This is a genomic window from Paenibacillus sp. 2003, assembly GCF_031455635.1.
Lineage (GTDB): Bacteria > Bacillota > Bacilli > Paenibacillales > Paenibacillaceae > Paenibacillus > Paenibacillus amylolyticus_B.
The window spans coordinates 2,499,657-2,518,597 of the sequence record NZ_JAVDTB010000001.1 but is presented as its reverse complement, the minus strand read 5'-3'; the positions used below and the strand labels follow the sequence as shown (position 1 = coordinate 2,518,597).

Below are 18,941 nucleotides of genomic sequence, written 5' to 3'. Positions count from 1 at the left end.
CGTATGTCTATTTTTAAAAAACAGGAATCGTATTGGGCAAGCCGATTTGAAGATGAGGATCATCTTGTTCATTTGCCTTATTGCAAGACAACCTCCAAACATCCAGACGATACGCAGCACCAGAATGATATATATAAGTCTTTGTCAGCCGATGTTTCATATAAAATCAAGTCCATGTCGCGAAATGCTCCTATGGCGATATATACGATCTTATTAACGGGAGTTCAGTGTTTGTTATATAAATACACGAATGAAACCAAGATGATTATTGGCATACCAACGATGGAAGAAAAGAACAATGATCTGTCGCTCTCGAATAAGGTTCTTGTCTTAAAAAATAATATCAATCATGCGATGTCATTCAAGTCCTTATTTAATCAAGTGAAGACCAGTTTAACCGAAGCCATTCAGCATCAACGAATTCCTTTCAGAAAAATGGTTGAACATCTAAATGTTCAATATGATTCGAACCATGTCCCATTAATTCATACCTTGGTTTCGTTGAATGAAATTCATCCCACCCTTGATGAAAATCATGTAAAAGCGGCGACAATGTTCCACTTTGATCTGGAGAACGACTCCATTCAGTTAAGATTAGTTTATGATGATGATCGTTATGATCGGGATTATATGGTACAAATTGTTGAACATCTTGATCAATTATTTTCCGTAGTTCTAAACCAACCTGATCTGGAGCTATGTCAAGTTGATATGTTATCAGAGTTTCATCGAAACAAGCTGTTATATGACTTTAACGATACAAGGGTGGGGTATCCACAGAACAAAACGATGCATCAATTATTTGAAGAACAGGTGGAACGAACACCGGACCATCCGGCAGTCGTATTTGAGAATAGACAGTTAACGTACAGAGAGTTAAATCAAAAATCCAACCAATTGGCCCGATTGCTTCAAGCTAAGGGGGTGCAGGCGGGTCAGTTCGTTGGCATTATGGCAGAGCGCTCACTTGAGATGATCATAGGTCTATTCGGTATTCTAAAAGCTGGCGGGGCATATGTCCCAATCGATCCGGAATATCCGGCAGACCGTATTCACTATATCCTTGAGGATTCAAAGGTGGCTTGGTTGCTGCATCAAAGTCATATACAGAAGCCGGAACATTATGCAGGGACATGTGTCATTCTGGATTCTGAAGTAAATCACCATGATGATCATTTAAATTTGGAAGATGGAGCGATCTCCAGTGATTTGGCATACATGATCTACACGTCTGGAACAACAGGCCATCCCAAAGGCGTAATGATTGAACATGCCAGCATTGTGAATTCCCTGCAATGGAAATCGGATTTTTATCATTTTACCGGAGATAATCGGGTATTAATGCTGAATCCTTTCGTTTTTGATTCATTTATTACTCATTTCTTTGGTCCGATGATATCTGGCTCGACAGTGTATTTGTTAAACCAGCAACAGTGTAAAGATGCTATAGCCATCAATACGATGGTCAAAAAACAGCAAATCACGCACATCCAAAGTACACCCAGTTTCTTGATGACCCTATTGGAACAAGTAAGCGCGGAAGATTGGGCATCCATGAAAAATGTGGTGGCTGCGGGAGAGAAGATTGTTCCTGCCTTAATACACAAATTGCAGCGCATCAATCCACGCATCGAAGTGTGTAATGAATACGGTCCAACCGAAAATAGTGTTGTATCCACAGTTCTGTCGATCAAGTCGGCAGATCAAAATATCTCAATCGGGAAGCCTATTGCGAACAATAGAGTCTACATTTTAGGAGAACGGAATGAATTGCAGCCTATTGGAGTTCAGGGAGAATTATGTGTAGCCGGAGCAGGGCTATCCAGAGGTTACTTGAACCGTCCAGATCTGACGGCGGAGAAATTCGTGGATGATCCATTTGTTTCGGGAGCAAAAATGTACAAGACAGGTGACTTCGCAAGATGGCTGCCCGATGGGAACATAGAGTATATAGGAAGGGTAGATCATCAAGAGAAAATTCGTGGACACCGGATTGAACTTGGTGAAGTGGAGACAGCCCTTTTGAACATGTCCAACATACAAGAGGTCATCGTTCTGGCCAGAGAAGATGAAACGGGAACCAAACAATTATGTGCGTACCTGGTAGGAGAGAATGCAATCACGATCGGGGAACTGCGGGAGGCGCTGTCCCAGCAGCTGCCAAACTACATGATTCCGTCCTATTTTGTACAGCTGGATCAGATGCCGCTCACGTCCAACGGGAAAATAGATCGCAAAGCGCTGCCTGCTCCTAAAGAACATATGTTAAAGGGAATGGAGTACGAAGCACCCCGAACGATGGTGGAACAACAACTTGTATCGATCTGGGAAGAGGTACTTGGGGTAGAGAACATTGGGATTTTGGATAATTTCTTCGAGCTTGGAGGAGATTCGATTAAATCCATTCAAGTCTCTTCAAGATTATATCAAGCAGGTTACCAGGTGCAGATGGATCATCTGTTTAAAAATCCAACCATAGCAAGCTTGATTCCCTATGTCCAACCCATAAGTACCCTGTCAGAACAGGGAATCATCACTGGAAAAGTGATGCTGACTCCAATCCAGCATTGGTTTTTTGGGCAATACAAGGTGGACGCCCATCATTATAATCAGTCCGTGATGCTGTATCGGAAAGAAGGTTTTCACGAAGCCACACTTCGCGGTGTATTCGATAAACTGAGTGAGCATCATGATGCACTTCGTACGGCATATCGCCTTACAGAACAGGGTTATGAAGCGTGGAATGAAGGGCAGGAAAAGGACCCCTTATATACACTTGAAGTGATGGACTTCAAGTCATTAGCAGATCCGTCTCAAGAAATCGAGAAGAAGGCAAATGAAATGCAAAGCACGTTCACTTTGGAACGTGGGCCCTTGATGAAGCTGGGCGTATTTCGATGTGCAGACGGAGATCATTTACTCATCGTTATTCATCATCTAGTCATCGACGGAGTTTCATGGCGAATTTTGATCGAAGACCTATCGAGGGGCTATGAACAATTAAGTGATGGAGAATCGATTCAACTACCGCAAAAAACGGCTTCATTCCAATTATGGGCAGAACAGCTCCAGTTGTATGCGAACAGTGATGCGATAACACAAGAGATTGCATATTGGAATGAAATTGAAAAAGCAACCTATAAGCCGTTACCTACAGATTTCGAAGCGGATCATGCACTGGAAAAAGACAGCGAAGAAATCACGATGGAATGGTCAGCGGCAGAAACGGAACAATTATTAAAACAAGCGAATCGTGCTTATAAAACGGAGATTAGCGATTTGCTGCTCCATGCATTAGGCATGTCTATTCACCAATGGACGGGCATGGATAAAGTGCTGGTCAATCTGGAGGGACATGGAAGAGAACAAATTTTACCGGATCTCGATATTACACGAACGATCGGATGGTTTACGAGCCAGTATCCGGTTGTACTTGATATGGAAGCAAGTTCAAATATGTCTCTTTTCATCAAAACAAACAAAGAAATGATTCGTCAAATCCCTAAAAAAGGGATTGGTTATGGTATTTTACGATATTTAAGTGCACATCAGCAAGAAACGCCCTTTACCTTGAATCCTGAAATTAGTTTTAACTATTTGGGACAATTTGATCAGGATCTTCAGAATAGTGGGATGCAGATCTCTCCCTATCCAGAAGGAACAACAGCAAGCGACAATCACAGAAGAAATGTTCTGATCGATATGAATGCCTTAATTGTGGAAGGCAAATTGACGTTGTCACTTCGGTATAGTCGCACCCAATATCAAAAAGAAACGATGGAACGAGTGGCAACATATTTTAGAGATCATCTGCAAGAAATCGTGATGCATTGTGTGACAAAAGAGAAGCCGGAATGTACACCAAGTGATCTAACGTTAAAAGGAATTACGATTGAAGAATTAGAAGGATTTGTTCAAGAATCGGAACACATTGGTGAAATCGAAGATATATATGCTTTGTCACCGATGCAAAATGGAATGTTCTTTCATCATCTGCTTCATTCAAAGTCTGAAGCGTATTTCCTTCAAACCACGCTGGATCTTCATGGTTCGTTAGACGTGGAAGCTTTTACGAAGAGTCTGGATCAGTTGATGCAGCGTAATTCGATTCTCAGAACGAATTTCCACAGCAAATGGAAGAATGGACCTCTGCAAGTGGTATACCGTCATAAACGGAATGGGCTTATATACGAAGATTTGCGTGAGATGAATGAAAAAGATCGTAAAGCATACGTGGCAGACTATACAAGAGCAGATAAAATAAAAGGTTTCGACCTGTCTCAGGATGTGTTAATGCGTATCTCGATCTTGCAAACGCAAGACCAAACCTATCGTTTCATTTGGAATTATCATCATATTTTAATGGATGGCTGGTGCCTGTCTCTTGTAATCCAGGAGTTGTTTGATGGATATTTTACTATTCAGGAACAACGAAAACTGGAGGCAAAGAGTACGATTCCATACAAACACTATATTGAATGGCTGGACAACCAAGATCATGAAGAGTCCCTGAAATACTGGCGTGACTATTTGCAAGGTTATGATGAGCAGACCACTTTGCTAAAAGAACATTCAATTACGAAGAGTGATGAATATCATTCAGAGCATATGATTTGTACACTTAGTCAGGAATTAACCGGACAAATCGCACAAGTGGCCAGTCAGAATCAGGTGACGTTGAATACGTTCATGCAGACAGCGTGGGGAATGTTGCTACAAATATATAACGGCAGTGAGGATGTTGTATTCGGAAGCGTGGTGTCGGGCAGACCTGCGGCGATTGTTGGAGTGGAGCGAATCATTGGTTTATTCATCAATACCATTCCTGTACGCGTTCAGACTCAAGGTAACGAGACATTTGCAGCGATTATGAAGCGGAATCAGGAACATGCTGTCGCTTCGCATCCACATGACACGTATCCGTTATACGAGATTCAAGCGGAAACATCGCAAAAGCAAAATTTGATTGATCATATCCTGATATTCGAGAATTATCCTGTACAGGGCATTATGGAACAGTTTGGGGATCAGGAAGAGACAGCTCTTCGGATTACGAATGTAGAAGCAGATGAACAAACGAACTATGATTTTAACCTGATTATTAAACCAGGCCAATCCATGAAATGTATGTTCTATTACAATGCTAACGTCTATGATCGGGCAAGCGTAGAACGCATTCAAGGTCACTTGATTCAGATGTTGGAGCAAGTGGTCAAGAATCCGCTTATCCCTATCCATGACATTGACTTGACTACAACACAGGAGAAAAAACAAATTTTGGAGCAGTTTAATGATTCTATGGCTGAATACCCAATGAACAAGACAATTCATGGACTGTTTGAGGAACAAGCAGCAAGAACTCCCGAAAACGTTGCGGTTGTATATGAGGATCAAGATTTGACCTATGAAGGGCTGAACGAGAAAGCCAACCAATTGGCAAGAACGCTGAAGGCTATAGGCATTCAAAATGATCAGTTAATCGGGATCATCGCTGATCGTTCGCTAGACATGGTTGTAGGAATCCTTGCGATTTTGAAAGCGGGTGGCGCATACGTGCCGATCGATCCTGAATATCCAGAGGATCGTATAAACTACATGCTTCAGGATTCGGGTGTACATGTATTATTAATGCAAAGTCATTTGCAAGAACGCATCTCTTTTGCAGGAGAGGTCGTTTACCTGGATCAACCTAAGTCCTATCATGAAGATCATTCGAACTTGGGAGTTACTGCTACACCAACAGGCTTGGCCTACGTGATCTATACTTCAGGAACGACAGGTAAACCAAAAGGGACATGTATTGAACATAAAAATGTGGTGCGATTGTTGTTCAACAGTAAAAATTTGTTTGATTTTAAGGCATCAGATACATGGACACTGTTCCATTCCTTTTGTTTTGATTTTTCGGTATGGGAGATGTACGGGGCATTGCTATATGGCGGAAAACTGGTTATCGTACCTCAAATGACGGCAAAAAGTCCGGAACAATTTCTACAATTGTTAAAAGACGAGCAAGTGACGATCTTGAACCAAACGCCAACGTACTTCTATCATCTTCTTCAGGAAGAACTGGCAAGTCATACAGCAGATCTGAAATTAAGAAAAGTGATTTTTGGAGGAGAAGCCCTCAATCCAATGTTATTGAAGGACTGGAAGCTGAAATATCCATTTATCCAGTTAATTAATATGTATGGGATAACCGAAACAACGGTTCATGTAACGTATAAGGAAATAACCGACATTGAAATACATGCTGGAAAGAGCAATATTGGAAAACCAATCCCGACGTTGCAAACCTATATTTTGGATCAACATCAACGGATTCAACCGATCGGTGTTCAGGGAGAATTAGTTGTAGCAGGTGAAGGGCTTGCCAGAGGATATCTGAACCGACCTGATTTAACCGCAGAGAAATTTGTGAAGCATCCCTGGATTACAGAAGGGAAAATGTATCGCACAGGAGATGCGGCAAGATGGCTGCCGGATGGAAATATTGAATATCTGGGACGAATCGATCATCAGGTAAAAATTCGCGGTTACCGAATTGAGCTTGGCGAAGTGGAAACTGCGCTTTTGAAAATAGACTCCATTCAGGAAGCGGTCGTTATTGCCCGTGAGCATGAGGATGGTTCGAAGCAGTTGTGTGCGTACTGGAAAGGCGACAGCTCACTGACAGCGAAGAAAATCAGAATGGCATTATCTCATGAAATTCCGGATTATATGATCCCGTCTTATTTTATTCAATTAGAGCATATACCGTTAACATCCAATGGAAAGGTTGACCGAAAGGCATTGCCTTCTCCACAAGAACGTATGCAAAAAGGTACCGAGTATGTGGCGCCACAAAACGCTGTAGAACAAGCGATCGTCTCTGCCTGGGAAGCTGTGCTTGGTGTGCAAAAGGTTAGCACATCAGATCATTTCTTTGAACTCGGGGGCGATTCGATTAAATGTATTCAAGTTTCCTCACGACTGCTTCAAGCAGGGTATAAAGTGGAGATGAAGCATTTCTTCACCTATCCAACAGTAGCAGAGTTGAGTGAACACGTTACATCTGTGAGCACTATTTCTGACCAAGGGGAAGTTACGGGACAAGTGATGCTGACACCTGTTCAGCGCTGGTTCTTTGATCAAAATATGGTGGACGCCCATCATTACAATCAGGAAATGATGTTCTTTCGTGAAAAAGGGTTTGATGTCCGTTTTATTCACAGCATCATGAATCAGATCGTAAAACAGCATGATGCTCTCCGCATCCTTTATAGTCAATCGCCTGAAGTCGGATATGAAGCGTGGAATCGAGGGGCAGACGAAGAAGGATTATACAGTCTGGAGATCATTGACCTGAAGAATGAGGTTGATCCTGCATCGTTCATTGAAAATAAAGCAAAAGAAATTCAGAGTGGTATGGATCTGTCTCACGGACCTTTGATCAAACTTGGGTTGTTCCAATGTGCTGAAGGGGATCACCTGCTTATAGCCATTCATCATTTGTTGGTAGACGGGGTTTCATGGCGTATTTTATATGAAGATATTCAGACAGGGCAAGACCAGTTCTTAAGAGGTGAAGAAATTCGGCTACCTCAAAAAACGACCTCGTTTAAACAATGGTCAGAACAATTGTCTACGTTTGCAGACAGCGCAGCGATGAAGCAAGAGAATCCATACTGGAGTCGTGTGGAGCAGGCCCAGCTAAGCCCGCTGCCTAAAGATATGGATTGTGATGAGACGACTGGCAAGGATAGTGAAACGATCACCATTCATTGGACCGCAGCGGAGACCGAGCAATTATTAAAGCAGACACATCATGCGTACCATACGGAAATTAATGATATATTGCTAACGGCATTAGGAATGGCTGTTCATGATTGGACAGGCATGGAAGAAATCCTCGTAAATCTGGAAGGGCATGGTAGAGAAGACATCCTGCCAGAGCTGGACATTACGCGTACAGTGGGATGGTTTACGAGTATGTACCCCGTTATGATTACGATGGAGTCCGGGGCTGACTTATCAAGGAAGATTAAGACCGTCAAGGAAGGACTGCGCCAGATCCCAACCAAGGGCATTGGTTACGGGATTTCGAGGTATTTGTCACATGGAAATGAAGGATTCAAGTTAGAGAAAAATCCCGAAATTAGTTTCAACTATATGGGACAGGTGAACCAGGATTCGGGCCAGGATGGCATTAAATTCTCGCATTATTCCAGCGGGCCATCCGTAAGTGAAAACAACAAGAGACCATTTGTGCTTAATATCAATGGAATTGTTACAGAGGGGCGGTTGTCGCTGTCCATTAATTATAGTTCAAAACAATATCGCCGGGAAACGATGGAGCAATTGGCTTGTCTCTATAAGGAAGGTCTTAATAGAGTCGTTGAACATTGTGTAACGAAGGAACAAACCGAGCTTACGCCAAGTGATATTTCATGCAAGTCATTAACCATTGATCAATTGGATCAAATCGTGGAACAAACTGGGCACATCGGTCGAATCGAAAATGTGTACCCACTTACACCATTACAGAAGGAAATGTTGTACGAAAGTGAACGGAATCCAATTTCGGGCGCTTACTTTGTACAAATCATGTTTAATATGCGTGGAGATTTTGATGTTACTTCTTTTGCGCAAAGTTTGGATCAATTAATGCAAAGGCATGCGATATTAAGAACGAATTTTTACAGTGATTTCGTGGACATCCCTCTTCAAATCGTGTATCAAGAGAAGAAATTTGAATTTCACTATGAAGATGTAGCTGGCACAAGTGAGCTGCAACGTAAAACGTATGTTGACGAGTATATCGAGCAGGACAAGGCGAGAGGATTTGACTTACAACGAGATTCGCTAATACGTATGTCTGTTTTACGAACAAAGCATGAGGAATACCGCGTCATATGGAGTTTTCACCATATTTTGATGGACGGCTGGTGTATGTCTCTGGTAAGTAAAGAAATATTTGAGAATTACTTTGCGATTCGGGAGAATAGAAAGCCTCAAGTGACTCTATTAACACCTTATAGTCAATTCATTGAATGGTTGGAACAGCAAAATCATCAAGGTGCAATAACCTATTGGAGTCATTACTTGGATGGTTATGAGGGGCAAACGAAACTGCCTGGAGAAAAAATCAAACCGAAACATGAAAGACAGGATTCCAGAACACTAAACTGTTATTTGGATGATGTACTAATCGAGCAAATGAAACAGATTGCAGAACAGCAGCATGTAACGCTCCATACGTTAGTGCAGACGGTCTGGGGTGTATTGTTGCAGCAATACAATGAAAGCAACGATGTTGTATTCGGAAGTGTTGTATCGGGCAGACCACCTGTCATTCCTGGGATCGAAAGTATGATTGGATTATTTATTAATGCGATTCCTGTTCGTATCCAGGTTCAGGCCGATGAGTCATTTATATCTCTAATGAAAAGGAATCAGGCACAAGCTGTGGAGTCACATGCATATGATACGTATTCGTTATATGATATTCAAAATCTGACCAAGCAAAAACAATCTCTGATTAACCATGTTGTTGTGTATCAGAACTTCCCGGTAGATCATCGAATGGAGAGTTTGGGTCAAAAAGGCGAAATACCGCTTGAGATTATGAATGTTGGGGGTACAGAACACAATAGTTTTGATTTTACCTTGATTGTCAAACCCCATGAAAATATGAAGATCATTTTGATGTACAATGCCAATGTGTATGACCTTTCTACCGTTGAACAGATTCAAAAACACTTTATTTCCATGATTCAACAGGTGGTAAGTAATCCGGAAGTTAAAATAAACGAACTTGCATTGATTACGTCGAACAGTTATTAATGCACAAGTAAAAAAATCGACCCAATCGACGAAATAACGTCTCTGTGATTCGTTACACCACAGACCTGGGGTGGTTGGGATTGAATGGAATGGATTTCCGTATACATTTTGATCGACTTTTTAACAATTCCTCCCTTCTAACCGATATATAATAAGTACATCTATGTAATCAGAAAGTGAAAGGAGTGAAAAACATGGATATTGCAGCATTATCAATGGCAATGAGCCAAGCTTCAGTCGTACAGTCGGCAAGCTTGCAAGTGATGTCGATTACGAAAGACATGGCACAGCAGCAAGGCCAGCAGATGACGGAAATGTTGAAGTCTGTGCCTGCTCCTCATCCCAATCTGGGTAGAAGTCTCGATCTTTCGGTTTAGTTGAAATTACAGCATGTGTTCTTATGTAACACCCATTGCAGCAAGCAAAACCCAAACAGCTCCAATTCAAATGAATTGAAGCCGTTTGGGTTGTTTTATTTTAAATACTCATTCCGAAATTACGATCTTTTTATTACGATCTTCTCAGCGAAACTTTGACAAACTTGGCAATCTGCCTTCAAAGGGCAGTGTGTCCTTCAATGTCCATAACTCATCGTAACTGGAAATCTGAAGATCGGATTTGGACAAGTCCTGGTTGCCTGATCCCGGATTGCGATATCCGATACAGCGCATGCCTGCACTTTTGGCGGCCTGAACACCATTGCGTGAGTCCTCGATCACCAGACAATTCGAAGGGGATGCACCAATCATTTCAGCTGTGGTCAGGAAAATATCTGGTGCCGGCTTGCCATTCGTAACTTCCTCACCTGTCATTCGCACCTCAAAGTATTGTCCAAGTCCGGTTTTGTCCATGATCAGATCAATCAGTGCACGTGGAGAGGAAGAAGCAACGGCTATGGGTACGTGTTGCTCATGCAGCCAGCTTAACCAGCGTTCCACGGAAGGCATTGCTGTGAGATTCGGATGGGCAAGCATCGTTTGCATCACATTATGCTGATGATAAGCAAATATTTCTTCCAGCGTAGCTGTCAGTTGATGTTTGTCCAATACTTGCTGCCACATGGATTCCAGCGTAACTCCAACATAGGTATGATGTTCTTCATCAGTCACCCTTGCTCCAAAATGGGTAAAAGAGCTGCGCTCAATCTCGAAATAAATCGGTTCGCTGTCAATCAGTACACCATCCATGTCAAAAATGACTGCTTGAATGATGTCATCATTGGGGGCTCCCAGTCCGTTAGATTCTTTGTTTGCTGCCATGTTGTATTCCTCCTCCAGGATTGTGTGTACATATATCTCTAATGTAATCCATTCATGGTTAACCTTCCACTTTAGAAACTGGAACCGCTGGATTGCAGCACAACTTTAATGGCATGTGAAGAGGCTTGAAGTGTGCGTCCCTGAATATCGCAGCCAAGTGTACGGAATGCCTCTTCGTAATCCTCCAACGGGAAGGAGTGGGTGATGATTTTTTTTGCCGGAATAATCCCTTGTTCAATCATATAATGTGCGGTAGCAAATGTCCCCAGAGAATCGATGGAACCAATAATTTTCAGACTGCGGTCCACGACTTCTTTTGGATTAAAGGACGTATTTCCATCTCTTAGACCTACCAGCATCAGATAACCGCCACTGGCGAGCTGGGAAAGTACTTGTGTGCCCACAACACCTGTTGTATCCACGATCATATCGACCTGATGGGTTGCGGGTGACAGTGATTCGATTGCATTTTCGAAGGATGAATGAACTTCCCAACGATCAGGTGCAATCGAACCAGCAATGGCTAAGCGTTCTTCGGAGATGTCGACCAGACAGCCGGTGACCCCTTTGGAAGCGAGCGCATAGCTGTACAGAATGCCAATCGGTCCTGCGCCGAGGATGATTGTTCTGAAATTCGGCAGTAGATGAATCTGATTAATCCCCGTCAGCATACAGCTGAGCGGTTCCGTCAAAGTTGCTTCTTCATAGCTCACATGATCCTTCAATTTGTACAAAAAGCGATCTTCGGTCACATAATAATCTGTAAATGTTCCGTCAGCACTCACACCTGTCTCGGTAACAGACTTATGTGTGCAATGATTTGGTCTGCCTGTTCTGCACATGTCACATTGTCCGCAATAGTAGGTAGGGTCGATCACAACACGGTCGCCCGGTTGTAATGTCGTTACCGCAGAGCCAACAGCAATGACTTCCCCGGCAGACTCATGACCGAGAATGACAGAAGGAACCGCATGATATTTACCGCTTACGATGCCTAAGTCGGTACCACATACTCCGGTTGCTCGAATACGAACCAACACCTGATTATCTCTTGTAATTTCCGGGACAGGCCGTTCCTCAAGCGCCACATCCCAAGCCGATTTGTATACCAATGCAAGCATGATATAACCTCCTTATAATTATATAAAAATATAAATATAGCGATTCATCTTAAAACTGTTTCTGACAAGATACGAAAGTAGTTAAGGGGACGAAATCGATTCTGGAGAAGCGAAGCGTTAGCCTAAAAGCTTTCTGAAAGAAAGCTGCTTCGGAAGCATACGCTATCAACGGATTTTTCCCTTGGGAAAGGAAAATCAAGAAAATCCGTGGATAACAGCGATCATAAGAACGATTCGTAACCGAAACGACCACTTCGAACAGTTGCATTGAAATGTTTTAATTAACGCTGGCAAGCACCGAATCCAGTCGCTCCACGATCTCTACCAGTTCGTCTTCGGTTGTGGTAAGGGAAGGCCGGACCTTAACAACGTTACCGAAGCCATATCTTGAACTTCTCAAGATTAGATGCTCATCTGTAAAAGCACGGTCAACAATGGCATTGGTTTTGAGCGTATCGGGTTCATTACCGTCACCTACGATCTCTAACCCCCACATTAACCCGACACCACGAGCTTCACCGATACTTGGGTATTTCGTAGCCAATTCATGCAGCAATTCACCCAGAATTTCACCTTTGCGTTTTACGGCATCCAGAAACCCGGGTTCGGATACCACTTCCAAGGTGGATTTGGCAGCGGTTACGGAGATCAGATTGCTTCCTGAGGTAAAGGAGTGTTCGTGCTTTTCGAGCACATTCAGCCGGGATTGCATTAATACCGCAGCAACAGGTACACCGATCCCGCCAAGACCTTTTGCAAGGGTAATCATATCAGGCTGGATATCAAACAGTTCGCTGGCGAACATGGTTCCGGTACGACCGATGCCTGTCTGCACTTCGTCAGCAATAAGAATAATATTGTACTCATCACACAGTTTACGCAGACGTTTGAAATACCCGGCGGGAGGGATGATGTTGCCGCCATTTCCAAGAATGGGTTCGATAATCATACATGCGACTGAGCCGGAACTTGCATATTCTATCGCATCAGATATAGCTTCAACGCATTGATAGCCGCAGTCTCCATTTGAGGATTTGAATGGGCAGCGATAACAGTATGGGGCAGGTACATGGACAGCGTTAGCCACAGCCGAATTGGGGAACCGTTTCCGCCGGAAGGCATTCCCCGAAATCCCGGTGGCAAATTGGGTCTGCCCATGATGGGACAGATACAGGCTGATGATGTCTGTTGATTCGGTATACTTCTGTGCAATTTTGGTTGCACATTCGTTGGCAGTTGAACCAGTGATATCCCGCATCCATCCGGCATTAATGTCGTTTGGAGCATATTCGATTAAGTGATCAAGTACTTCATTTACGTACGGTTCGGTGAAGGAGGAAGACATATGCGTCAGATTGCCGACTTGTTCCTGAATTTTGCTGACAACATGTGGGTGATTATAGCCCAGTGACAGATTGAACGTGCCCGACACGCCATCCAGGTATTCAACACCTGAATCGTCAATCAACTTAATCCCTTTTCCGGCTATGAAGCGGTTGTTGGTTAAAGTTTGCATACGATTTCCTCCAATATAATGGTGTACTAACTCGAACGAAGCTCAACAATCCCGGATGATGCGGGCATCACCTCCCTTAAGAAACGATGTTTACATTTCCTTACTATGTTGTGCGAGAGCAGTACGTACTGCATTATTTTTTACAGTCCATAGATGAGAGATCATCAATGTGAGCAGCAGGATCAGACAGAATCCGGCCAAAATCCAGACCGTATTCACGACAGGCCCTGTGCTCATACTCCATCCAGTCACATACTGCAAGATGGCACCTCCAATACCACCCGATGCGATCAGGATACTGGTTGTCCGCTCGGTCATACCGGGAATCAGAACATTTGCGTAGACCAGTGCGATACAGAACAGCCCAGACATGAACAGACCGGTTCCGAAGATGAGCACATACGTTGCCCACTGTCCAGTTACAAATACCATAGCGACCGTAAACAAAAGCGTGCCAACCGTACTCCAGATCAGGAAAGGCATATAGTTGACGGCTTCCGCTATTTTCCCGGAGAAAAGACGACCGATGATCATCGCAATCCACAGGATGGAGACACTCAGCGATGCGACAGATTCTTGAAGCTGCAATCGTTCTACGAGAATGGAGGGCAGGAAGTTCATTAATCCCAGTTCCAGTCCCATGTAGATGAAAAAGAAGATGACAAAGATCGTCAGCAGACCCAGCTGTTTTCTAGAATATCGGGCTTTACCTGCTGAGTGTGCCACTGTATTCTCGCCAGCCTGTTCCAGATACAGTGCGGCTGAACGGGGCATGGTGATCCACAGTAGCATGAGAACGAGTGACAACACGGCCACTGTATAAAAAGTAAGATGCCACAGATCCATCCAGATAAATAAAGCAGCGACAGCGGGGATGAGAAGTGCTCCAAGAGCAAAGAACACATCAAGCTTGGACATCGCTACGGCTTTCTGATTCTCAGTGAATTCGATCGTGAATGCTCCAACGGAAGGCTCAATAATGCCTGAGCCAAAGCCGATGAGAATAGTAAGTAGAAGAACGCTAGTCCAAGATGGCAAAAGTCCGAGAACAGCATAAGCCGCTACAATACAGACCAGTGCAATCAGTAACATAACTTTTCTTCCGATCCGGGCAGTCATTGAAGGAGCGACAAGAACCCCGACAAGAAATCCAAGGAACTGCAGAAATAACAAAAATCCGCCATCACTATAACCGCGCTCATAATATGTCAATAAAACAGGGAGAAGGGCGCCGAGCACAACGCTGGTTATGCCGATTAACAGATAAAAACCGCAGCTTAGAGCGAATATTCTTTTCATAAGTCTGCCTCCTAGTTGGATAAAAATTTTATATTATGTAATTAATGTTTATTTCATATATAACTTATACCATAAATGCACAAATGTACATGCTTTTTGTTGTAAAATAATGTTAAATTTTGATGAGGAGAAATATTTCTCGTGCTAAGTTTCATCTAAAACGATTTCGTGTCGAAAGGATAAATATGATCCAATCCATATGACCTTTTAACAGGGTTTGGCATTTGTATTGATCGAGGATAGTAACACGTGCATATATAAAAAACGTTCCCTGTCTGAGTAGACGGGAAACGTTCTGATTAGCCCTTTTATATGATGTTACCTGACCTCAACGTATCGCCATTAAGCAGTCTGTACAAAGAATATTCCATCGAATGGCGCGTGAGCAGACGCGGGACCCCTTCGCAAAAATAAATAACCGTTTGCATCGGGAAGACCCAATATATCCCGATAAGGCTCAGGAAAATCTCCGGAATATATTTGACACACCAGTTGATGTTCCTCTACCAAATGGTCAATTCCTTTCACACCATTTGGTAACGTGGGAGAGAAAAATGAGAATGCAGGGAATGCCTGATCGTCTAACTCCATTTCAATCAAACGTACGCCGCTTAACGGAATGGGTGGAACGGGACATACGGAAGTGAGTGGATGCGAAGATACCGAGACATAAGTGCACCCGGCGAGAATATTCTCGTTCCATTCCAGCTCATCTCCCGTATAGGTTACCTGATCCAGAAAATATTCGGAGGCGGAGTAGGTCGAGAAGACCGAGATATATTTATCTTGTGGTAAAGAAGGGATATGGACCTGCTGTGAAAGTGTATTGCAATTGATGGAGAACAGATGTAATAAAGGCTGACCCTCAGGGTTGAGCGGCCAGTCGGAAACGTATGCAGTTTCTCCACCAATCCACATGCCAGAGTCTTGGTTTGGATCATCGGGGTCAACTGTAATTCGAGTAACTTTGTACATGAGAAGCTCCTTCCAGCGTGTATTTTGGCTTTCCTATGTAACGTTGTATGTGTTTTTATATAACCATTCATTGCTTCGTTTCAGTATAAATGAGATGATGTGGAATGAAAATCAGTACAAGGTACTAACTCATTGCAAGAAGCGAATGAACGTACCAACACTCTAAGAACCAGTGGCAATACTATAGATGAGAAGTGGTGACACATGTTAATTAACAAATACATAAGTGAAACGGGATTCTGCTCCCGCAGGGAAACGAATCGTTTAATTGCAGCTGGACGCATAACGATCAATGGCAGGGTATGTGAAAAAGGGGCGGAAGTTGAACCTCACGATGTGGTACTCATTGATGGCAAGGAGATTCCTCGTAATGACAGTGAACCTGTCTACATTGCTCTGAACAAACCCATCGGTATTGTCTGCACAGCAGCAGCACATGTGGAAGGGAATATCATTCAATATATGAATTATCCTTCTCGCATATTTGCGATAGGCAGGCTGGATAAGGCATCTGAGGGGTTGATTTTGCTTACGAATGATGGAGGCATTGTGAACAAGATGATGCGTTCGGAGCATAACCATGATAAAGAATATGTAGTGACTGTAGACAAACCCATAACAGATGAATTTGTAAAGTCCATGTCTGAAGGCGTTGAAATTCTGGACGTGGTGACCAAACCTTGCGAAGTGTATAGGCAAAGTGAAGATGTATTTCGTATTATTTTGACACAGGGACTCAACCTGCAAATTCGCAGAATGTGCAAAGCTTTGGGGTACCGAGTATTGAAGCTTGAGCGCGTGCGAATTATGAATATTACGCTGGATCAACTGGAGCGGGGGCAATGGCGTCATCTGGAGCAAGAGGAACTGGAGATTCTGCTGTCTCAATTGAATAAGATAAAATGAATGAATTCTGCTGCATGTCAACGGTGGTCAACCACGATGTCCAGTTTTATCAGTAAAAAATGAAGCAAACACTAACCCCTATGCGGATTAGTGTTTTTGTTGTTAAGCTTGTGTCCTTTTCGCTCTGAAATGTAAGAACCGAATAAGGTTAAGAACGCCCCGAGCAGGATGACCCAGGTTATCTGTTCCCGAAGAATGAGTACAGATGACACAACAGTAATGACAGGCACCAGATAGATATATACACTCGTTTGGATAGCTCCGAGAAGATTCACAGCCCGGTTCCAGGTCACGAAACACAACGCGGAGGCACCCAGACCGAGGTAGAGAACATTAGAAAGGTTGGTCATACTTGTGAAGCGCCCGAGTTCCCAATGGAATTCAAACAGGAAAAGAGCTGGCAGCATGAAGATCAGGCCATAGAAGAATACTTTGCGGGTCGCACCAATGGTGTGATAACAAAGCTCGCCAATTTTCCGCATTAACACAGAGTAGATCGCCCATACCGCAGGTGCGATGAAAGCAAGCAGATCACCTATCGGATTCAGTTGCAGAATGAAACTGCCGTTCAGTGCGATAAGTAGGATGCCGCTCAAGGCAATCCCGAATCCGATAATAAAGCGGCGAGTTAACTTCTCACCATCTAAGAAAAAGTGTGCGAGTACGGCAGTGAAGAACGGGGCAATGGAGACAATAACCCCCACGTTGGAAGCTGTTGTGTACACCAGAGCAATATTTTCAATAAGAAAATATAACGTCACCCCACATAGTCCTGCTCCGATAAATAACCATTCTTCTCTGAATGAGGCGATCCGCAGTGAACGTGGATAGATCAATAACAGTACCAAATACCCGATCAGGAAACGGAAAAATAGAATCTCCACTGGAGTAAAGTCAATCAGCAGAACCTTCGTCGAGACAAACGTAGTCCCCCAGACTAAGATGGTAAACAAAGCGAGCAAATGTCCGGTAGATACCTTGGTATTATGATGACTCGTCATATGATGTGATCGGTGTTTCGTTTCGGCTCGGTATCATGATTGAAGATACGTCTATATTGCTTGGGTGTCAGGCCGATCAGTTTTTTGAAAAAATTCGTGAAATGGCTCTGGTCACTGAATCCTGTCTGTGCGGCTACTTCAATCGGAAGCAGGCCTTCTTCCAGCAGACGTTTGGCTTGATTTATGCGAATCGTTTCCAGGTAGCGGTAAGGGGATATCCCTTTCTGGCGAGTGAATAAACGCAGCAGGTGGTACTTGCTCATCTCCGTCAAATCGGCTAACTCGTTCAGCGAGATGCTCTCCATGTAATGAGCTTCTATGTAATCACATATGCGTCTGATCTCTGTGGTCACATCCTGTGTGGAAACAGGTGGTTCAGCATCTGAATAATCTCGCAGCAATTGATCCAGTAGTAAGAGTAACAATTCTTCTTTGCAAAAATCGGATTGCTCCTCTAGAATCATCTGATGCAGCTCGTGCAGGGAACCTACAAGTTCACTTTGGTAGAGAACGGGGGATGTAAACCGTGGCAAGTAAGCTTGTCCAGTAATCTCTCTCGCATATTCTCGCATAACCTCAGGCTGGACGTTGATACAGCGATAATCCAGGGTTCTGCCATCGACCTGTTCGCAGGCATGAGGATCATGTGGATTAAAGACAATCATATCACCACTATTCAAAATGTATTCTTCGTTGTTGCAGACGAGGTGTCGCTTGCCTTGTTCAATGAATCCAATGACGTAATAGTCATGAAAATGATTGGGAAACTTCTGCATAATGCCTTCAAATTGATAAGCTTCTAGCTGTAGCTCGGTATCAAATACTACAGTCCGGACTTCCCGAGTCATGATGCACCTTCTTTCTGGTATGTTAACGTCATTATAGGTTGCAAAGAAGGAATTTTCTTGAATGATATTGCTATTGTTCGAAGTGTTTGATTGGACAGATATTTCCAAAAGCAAAATACCCGCAATCCCGGAGGGAAAGCGAGCCCTTTGCTTAGTATAGTTGATTCATGAGTTCAAACCTATATATAGGG

10 protein-coding genes are annotated in these 18,941 nt (G+C 43.3%); 3 read left to right on the top strand and 7 right to left on the bottom strand.

What is annotated here, in order from left to right:
• The first annotated feature begins 3 nt into the window (after positions 1 to 3).
• Both J2X75_RS10830 and J2X75_RS10825 read left to right on the top strand, forming a co-directional pair.
• Positions 4 to 9,825 carry a non-ribosomal peptide synthetase gene (locus tag J2X75_RS10830; protein WP_310336293.1) on the top strand — a complete coding sequence of 3,274 codons (9,822 nt, stop codon included), beginning with the start codon at positions 4 to 6 and terminating at the stop codon, positions 9,823 to 9,825.
• A 194-nt stretch (positions 9,826 to 10,019) separates the two neighbouring features.
• On the top strand, positions 10,020 to 10,202 hold the full coding sequence (locus J2X75_RS10825; protein ID WP_091020566.1) for a YjfB family protein: 183 nt from the start codon (positions 10,020 to 10,022) through the stop codon (positions 10,200 to 10,202).
• A gap of 144 nt (positions 10,203 to 10,346) precedes the next feature.
• Here J2X75_RS10825 and J2X75_RS10820 read toward each other — a convergent pair whose 3' ends face one another.
• The 5 genes from J2X75_RS10820 to J2X75_RS10800 form a co-directional block, all read right to left on the bottom strand.
• A complete protein-coding gene (locus J2X75_RS10820; protein WP_310336291.1) occupies positions 10,347 to 11,084 on the bottom strand; it encodes an HAD family hydrolase in 738 nt (245 codons plus the stop codon).
• 71 nt (positions 11,085 to 11,155) lie between these two features.
• Complete coding sequence (locus tag J2X75_RS10815) at positions 11,156 to 12,205, bottom strand: zinc-dependent alcohol dehydrogenase (RefSeq protein ID WP_310336289.1); 1,050 nt, start codon at positions 12,203 to 12,205, stop codon at positions 11,156 to 11,158.
• Positions 12,206 to 12,482: 277 nt separating this feature from the next.
• On the bottom strand, positions 12,483 to 13,721 hold the full coding sequence (locus J2X75_RS10810) for an aspartate aminotransferase family protein (RefSeq protein WP_310336288.1): 1,239 nt from the start codon (positions 13,719 to 13,721) through the stop codon (positions 12,483 to 12,485).
• Between the two features lie 90 nt (positions 13,722 to 13,811).
• Positions 13,812 to 15,020 carry an MFS transporter gene (locus tag J2X75_RS10805; protein ID WP_310336286.1) on the bottom strand — a complete coding sequence of 403 codons (1,209 nt, stop codon included), beginning with the start codon at positions 15,018 to 15,020 and terminating at the stop codon, positions 13,812 to 13,814.
• Between the two features lie 342 nt (positions 15,021 to 15,362).
• Positions 15,363 to 15,995: a hypothetical protein gene (locus J2X75_RS10800; protein ID WP_091029231.1), complete on the bottom strand. Its 633-nt coding sequence runs from the start codon at positions 15,993 to 15,995 to the stop codon at positions 15,363 to 15,365.
• Positions 15,996 to 16,199: 204 nt separating this feature from the next.
• On the opposite strand from J2X75_RS10800, the gene J2X75_RS10795 reads away from it, so the two are divergent.
• A complete protein-coding gene (locus tag J2X75_RS10795; protein WP_249912375.1) occupies positions 16,200 to 16,901 on the top strand; it encodes a pseudouridine synthase in 702 nt (233 codons plus the stop codon).
• 71 nt (positions 16,902 to 16,972) lie between these two features.
• Here the strand turns inward: J2X75_RS10795 and J2X75_RS10790 are convergent, their stop codons facing one another.
• Together J2X75_RS10790 and J2X75_RS10785 are read right to left on the bottom strand one after the other, a co-directional pair.
• Entirely contained in the window at positions 16,973 to 17,902 is a 930-nt protein-coding gene (locus tag J2X75_RS10790; protein ID WP_310336284.1) for a DMT family transporter, read from the bottom strand.
• On the bottom strand, positions 17,899 to 18,750 hold the full coding sequence (locus tag J2X75_RS10785) for an AraC family ligand binding domain-containing protein (RefSeq protein ID WP_310336282.1): 852 nt from the start codon (positions 18,748 to 18,750) through the stop codon (positions 17,899 to 17,901). Before J2X75_RS10785 ends, J2X75_RS10790 begins: the two co-directional genes overlap by 4 nt.
• Positions 18,751 to 18,941: the final 191 nt, after the last annotated feature.

Excerpts from the sequence above, each read along its gene's own strand:
- J2X75_RS10820 (WP_310336291.1), bottom strand. The coding sequence starts at position 11,084 with ATGGCAGCAAACAAAGAATCTAACGGACTGGGAGCCCCCAATGATGAC.
- J2X75_RS10800 (WP_091029231.1), bottom strand. The coding sequence starts at position 15,995 with ATGTACAAAGTTACTCGAATTACAGTTGACCCCGATGATCCAAACCAA.
- J2X75_RS10810 (WP_310336288.1), bottom strand. The coding sequence starts at position 13,721 with ATGCAAACTTTAACCAACAACCGCTTCATAGCCGGAAAAGGGATTAAG.
- J2X75_RS10825 (WP_091020566.1), top strand. The coding sequence starts at position 10,020 with ATGGATATTGCAGCATTATCAATGGCAATGAGCCAAGCTTCAGTCGTA.
- J2X75_RS10830 (WP_310336293.1), top strand. The coding sequence starts at position 4 with ATGTCTATTTTTAAAAAACAGGAATCGTATTGGGCAAGCCGATTTGAA.
- J2X75_RS10805 (WP_310336286.1), bottom strand. The coding sequence starts at position 15,020 with ATGAAAAGAATATTCGCTCTAAGCTGCGGTTTTTATCTGTTAATCGGC.
- J2X75_RS10790 (WP_310336284.1), bottom strand. The coding sequence starts at position 17,902 with ATGACGAGTCATCATAATACCAAGGTATCTACCGGACATTTGCTCGCT.
- J2X75_RS10795 (WP_249912375.1), top strand. The coding sequence starts at position 16,200 with ATGTTAATTAACAAATACATAAGTGAAACGGGATTCTGCTCCCGCAGG.
- J2X75_RS10815 (WP_310336289.1), bottom strand. The coding sequence starts at position 12,205 with ATGCTTGCATTGGTATACAAATCGGCTTGGGATGTGGCGCTTGAGGAA.
- J2X75_RS10785 (WP_310336282.1), bottom strand. The coding sequence starts at position 18,750 with ATGACTCGGGAAGTCCGGACTGTAGTATTTGATACCGAGCTACAGCTA.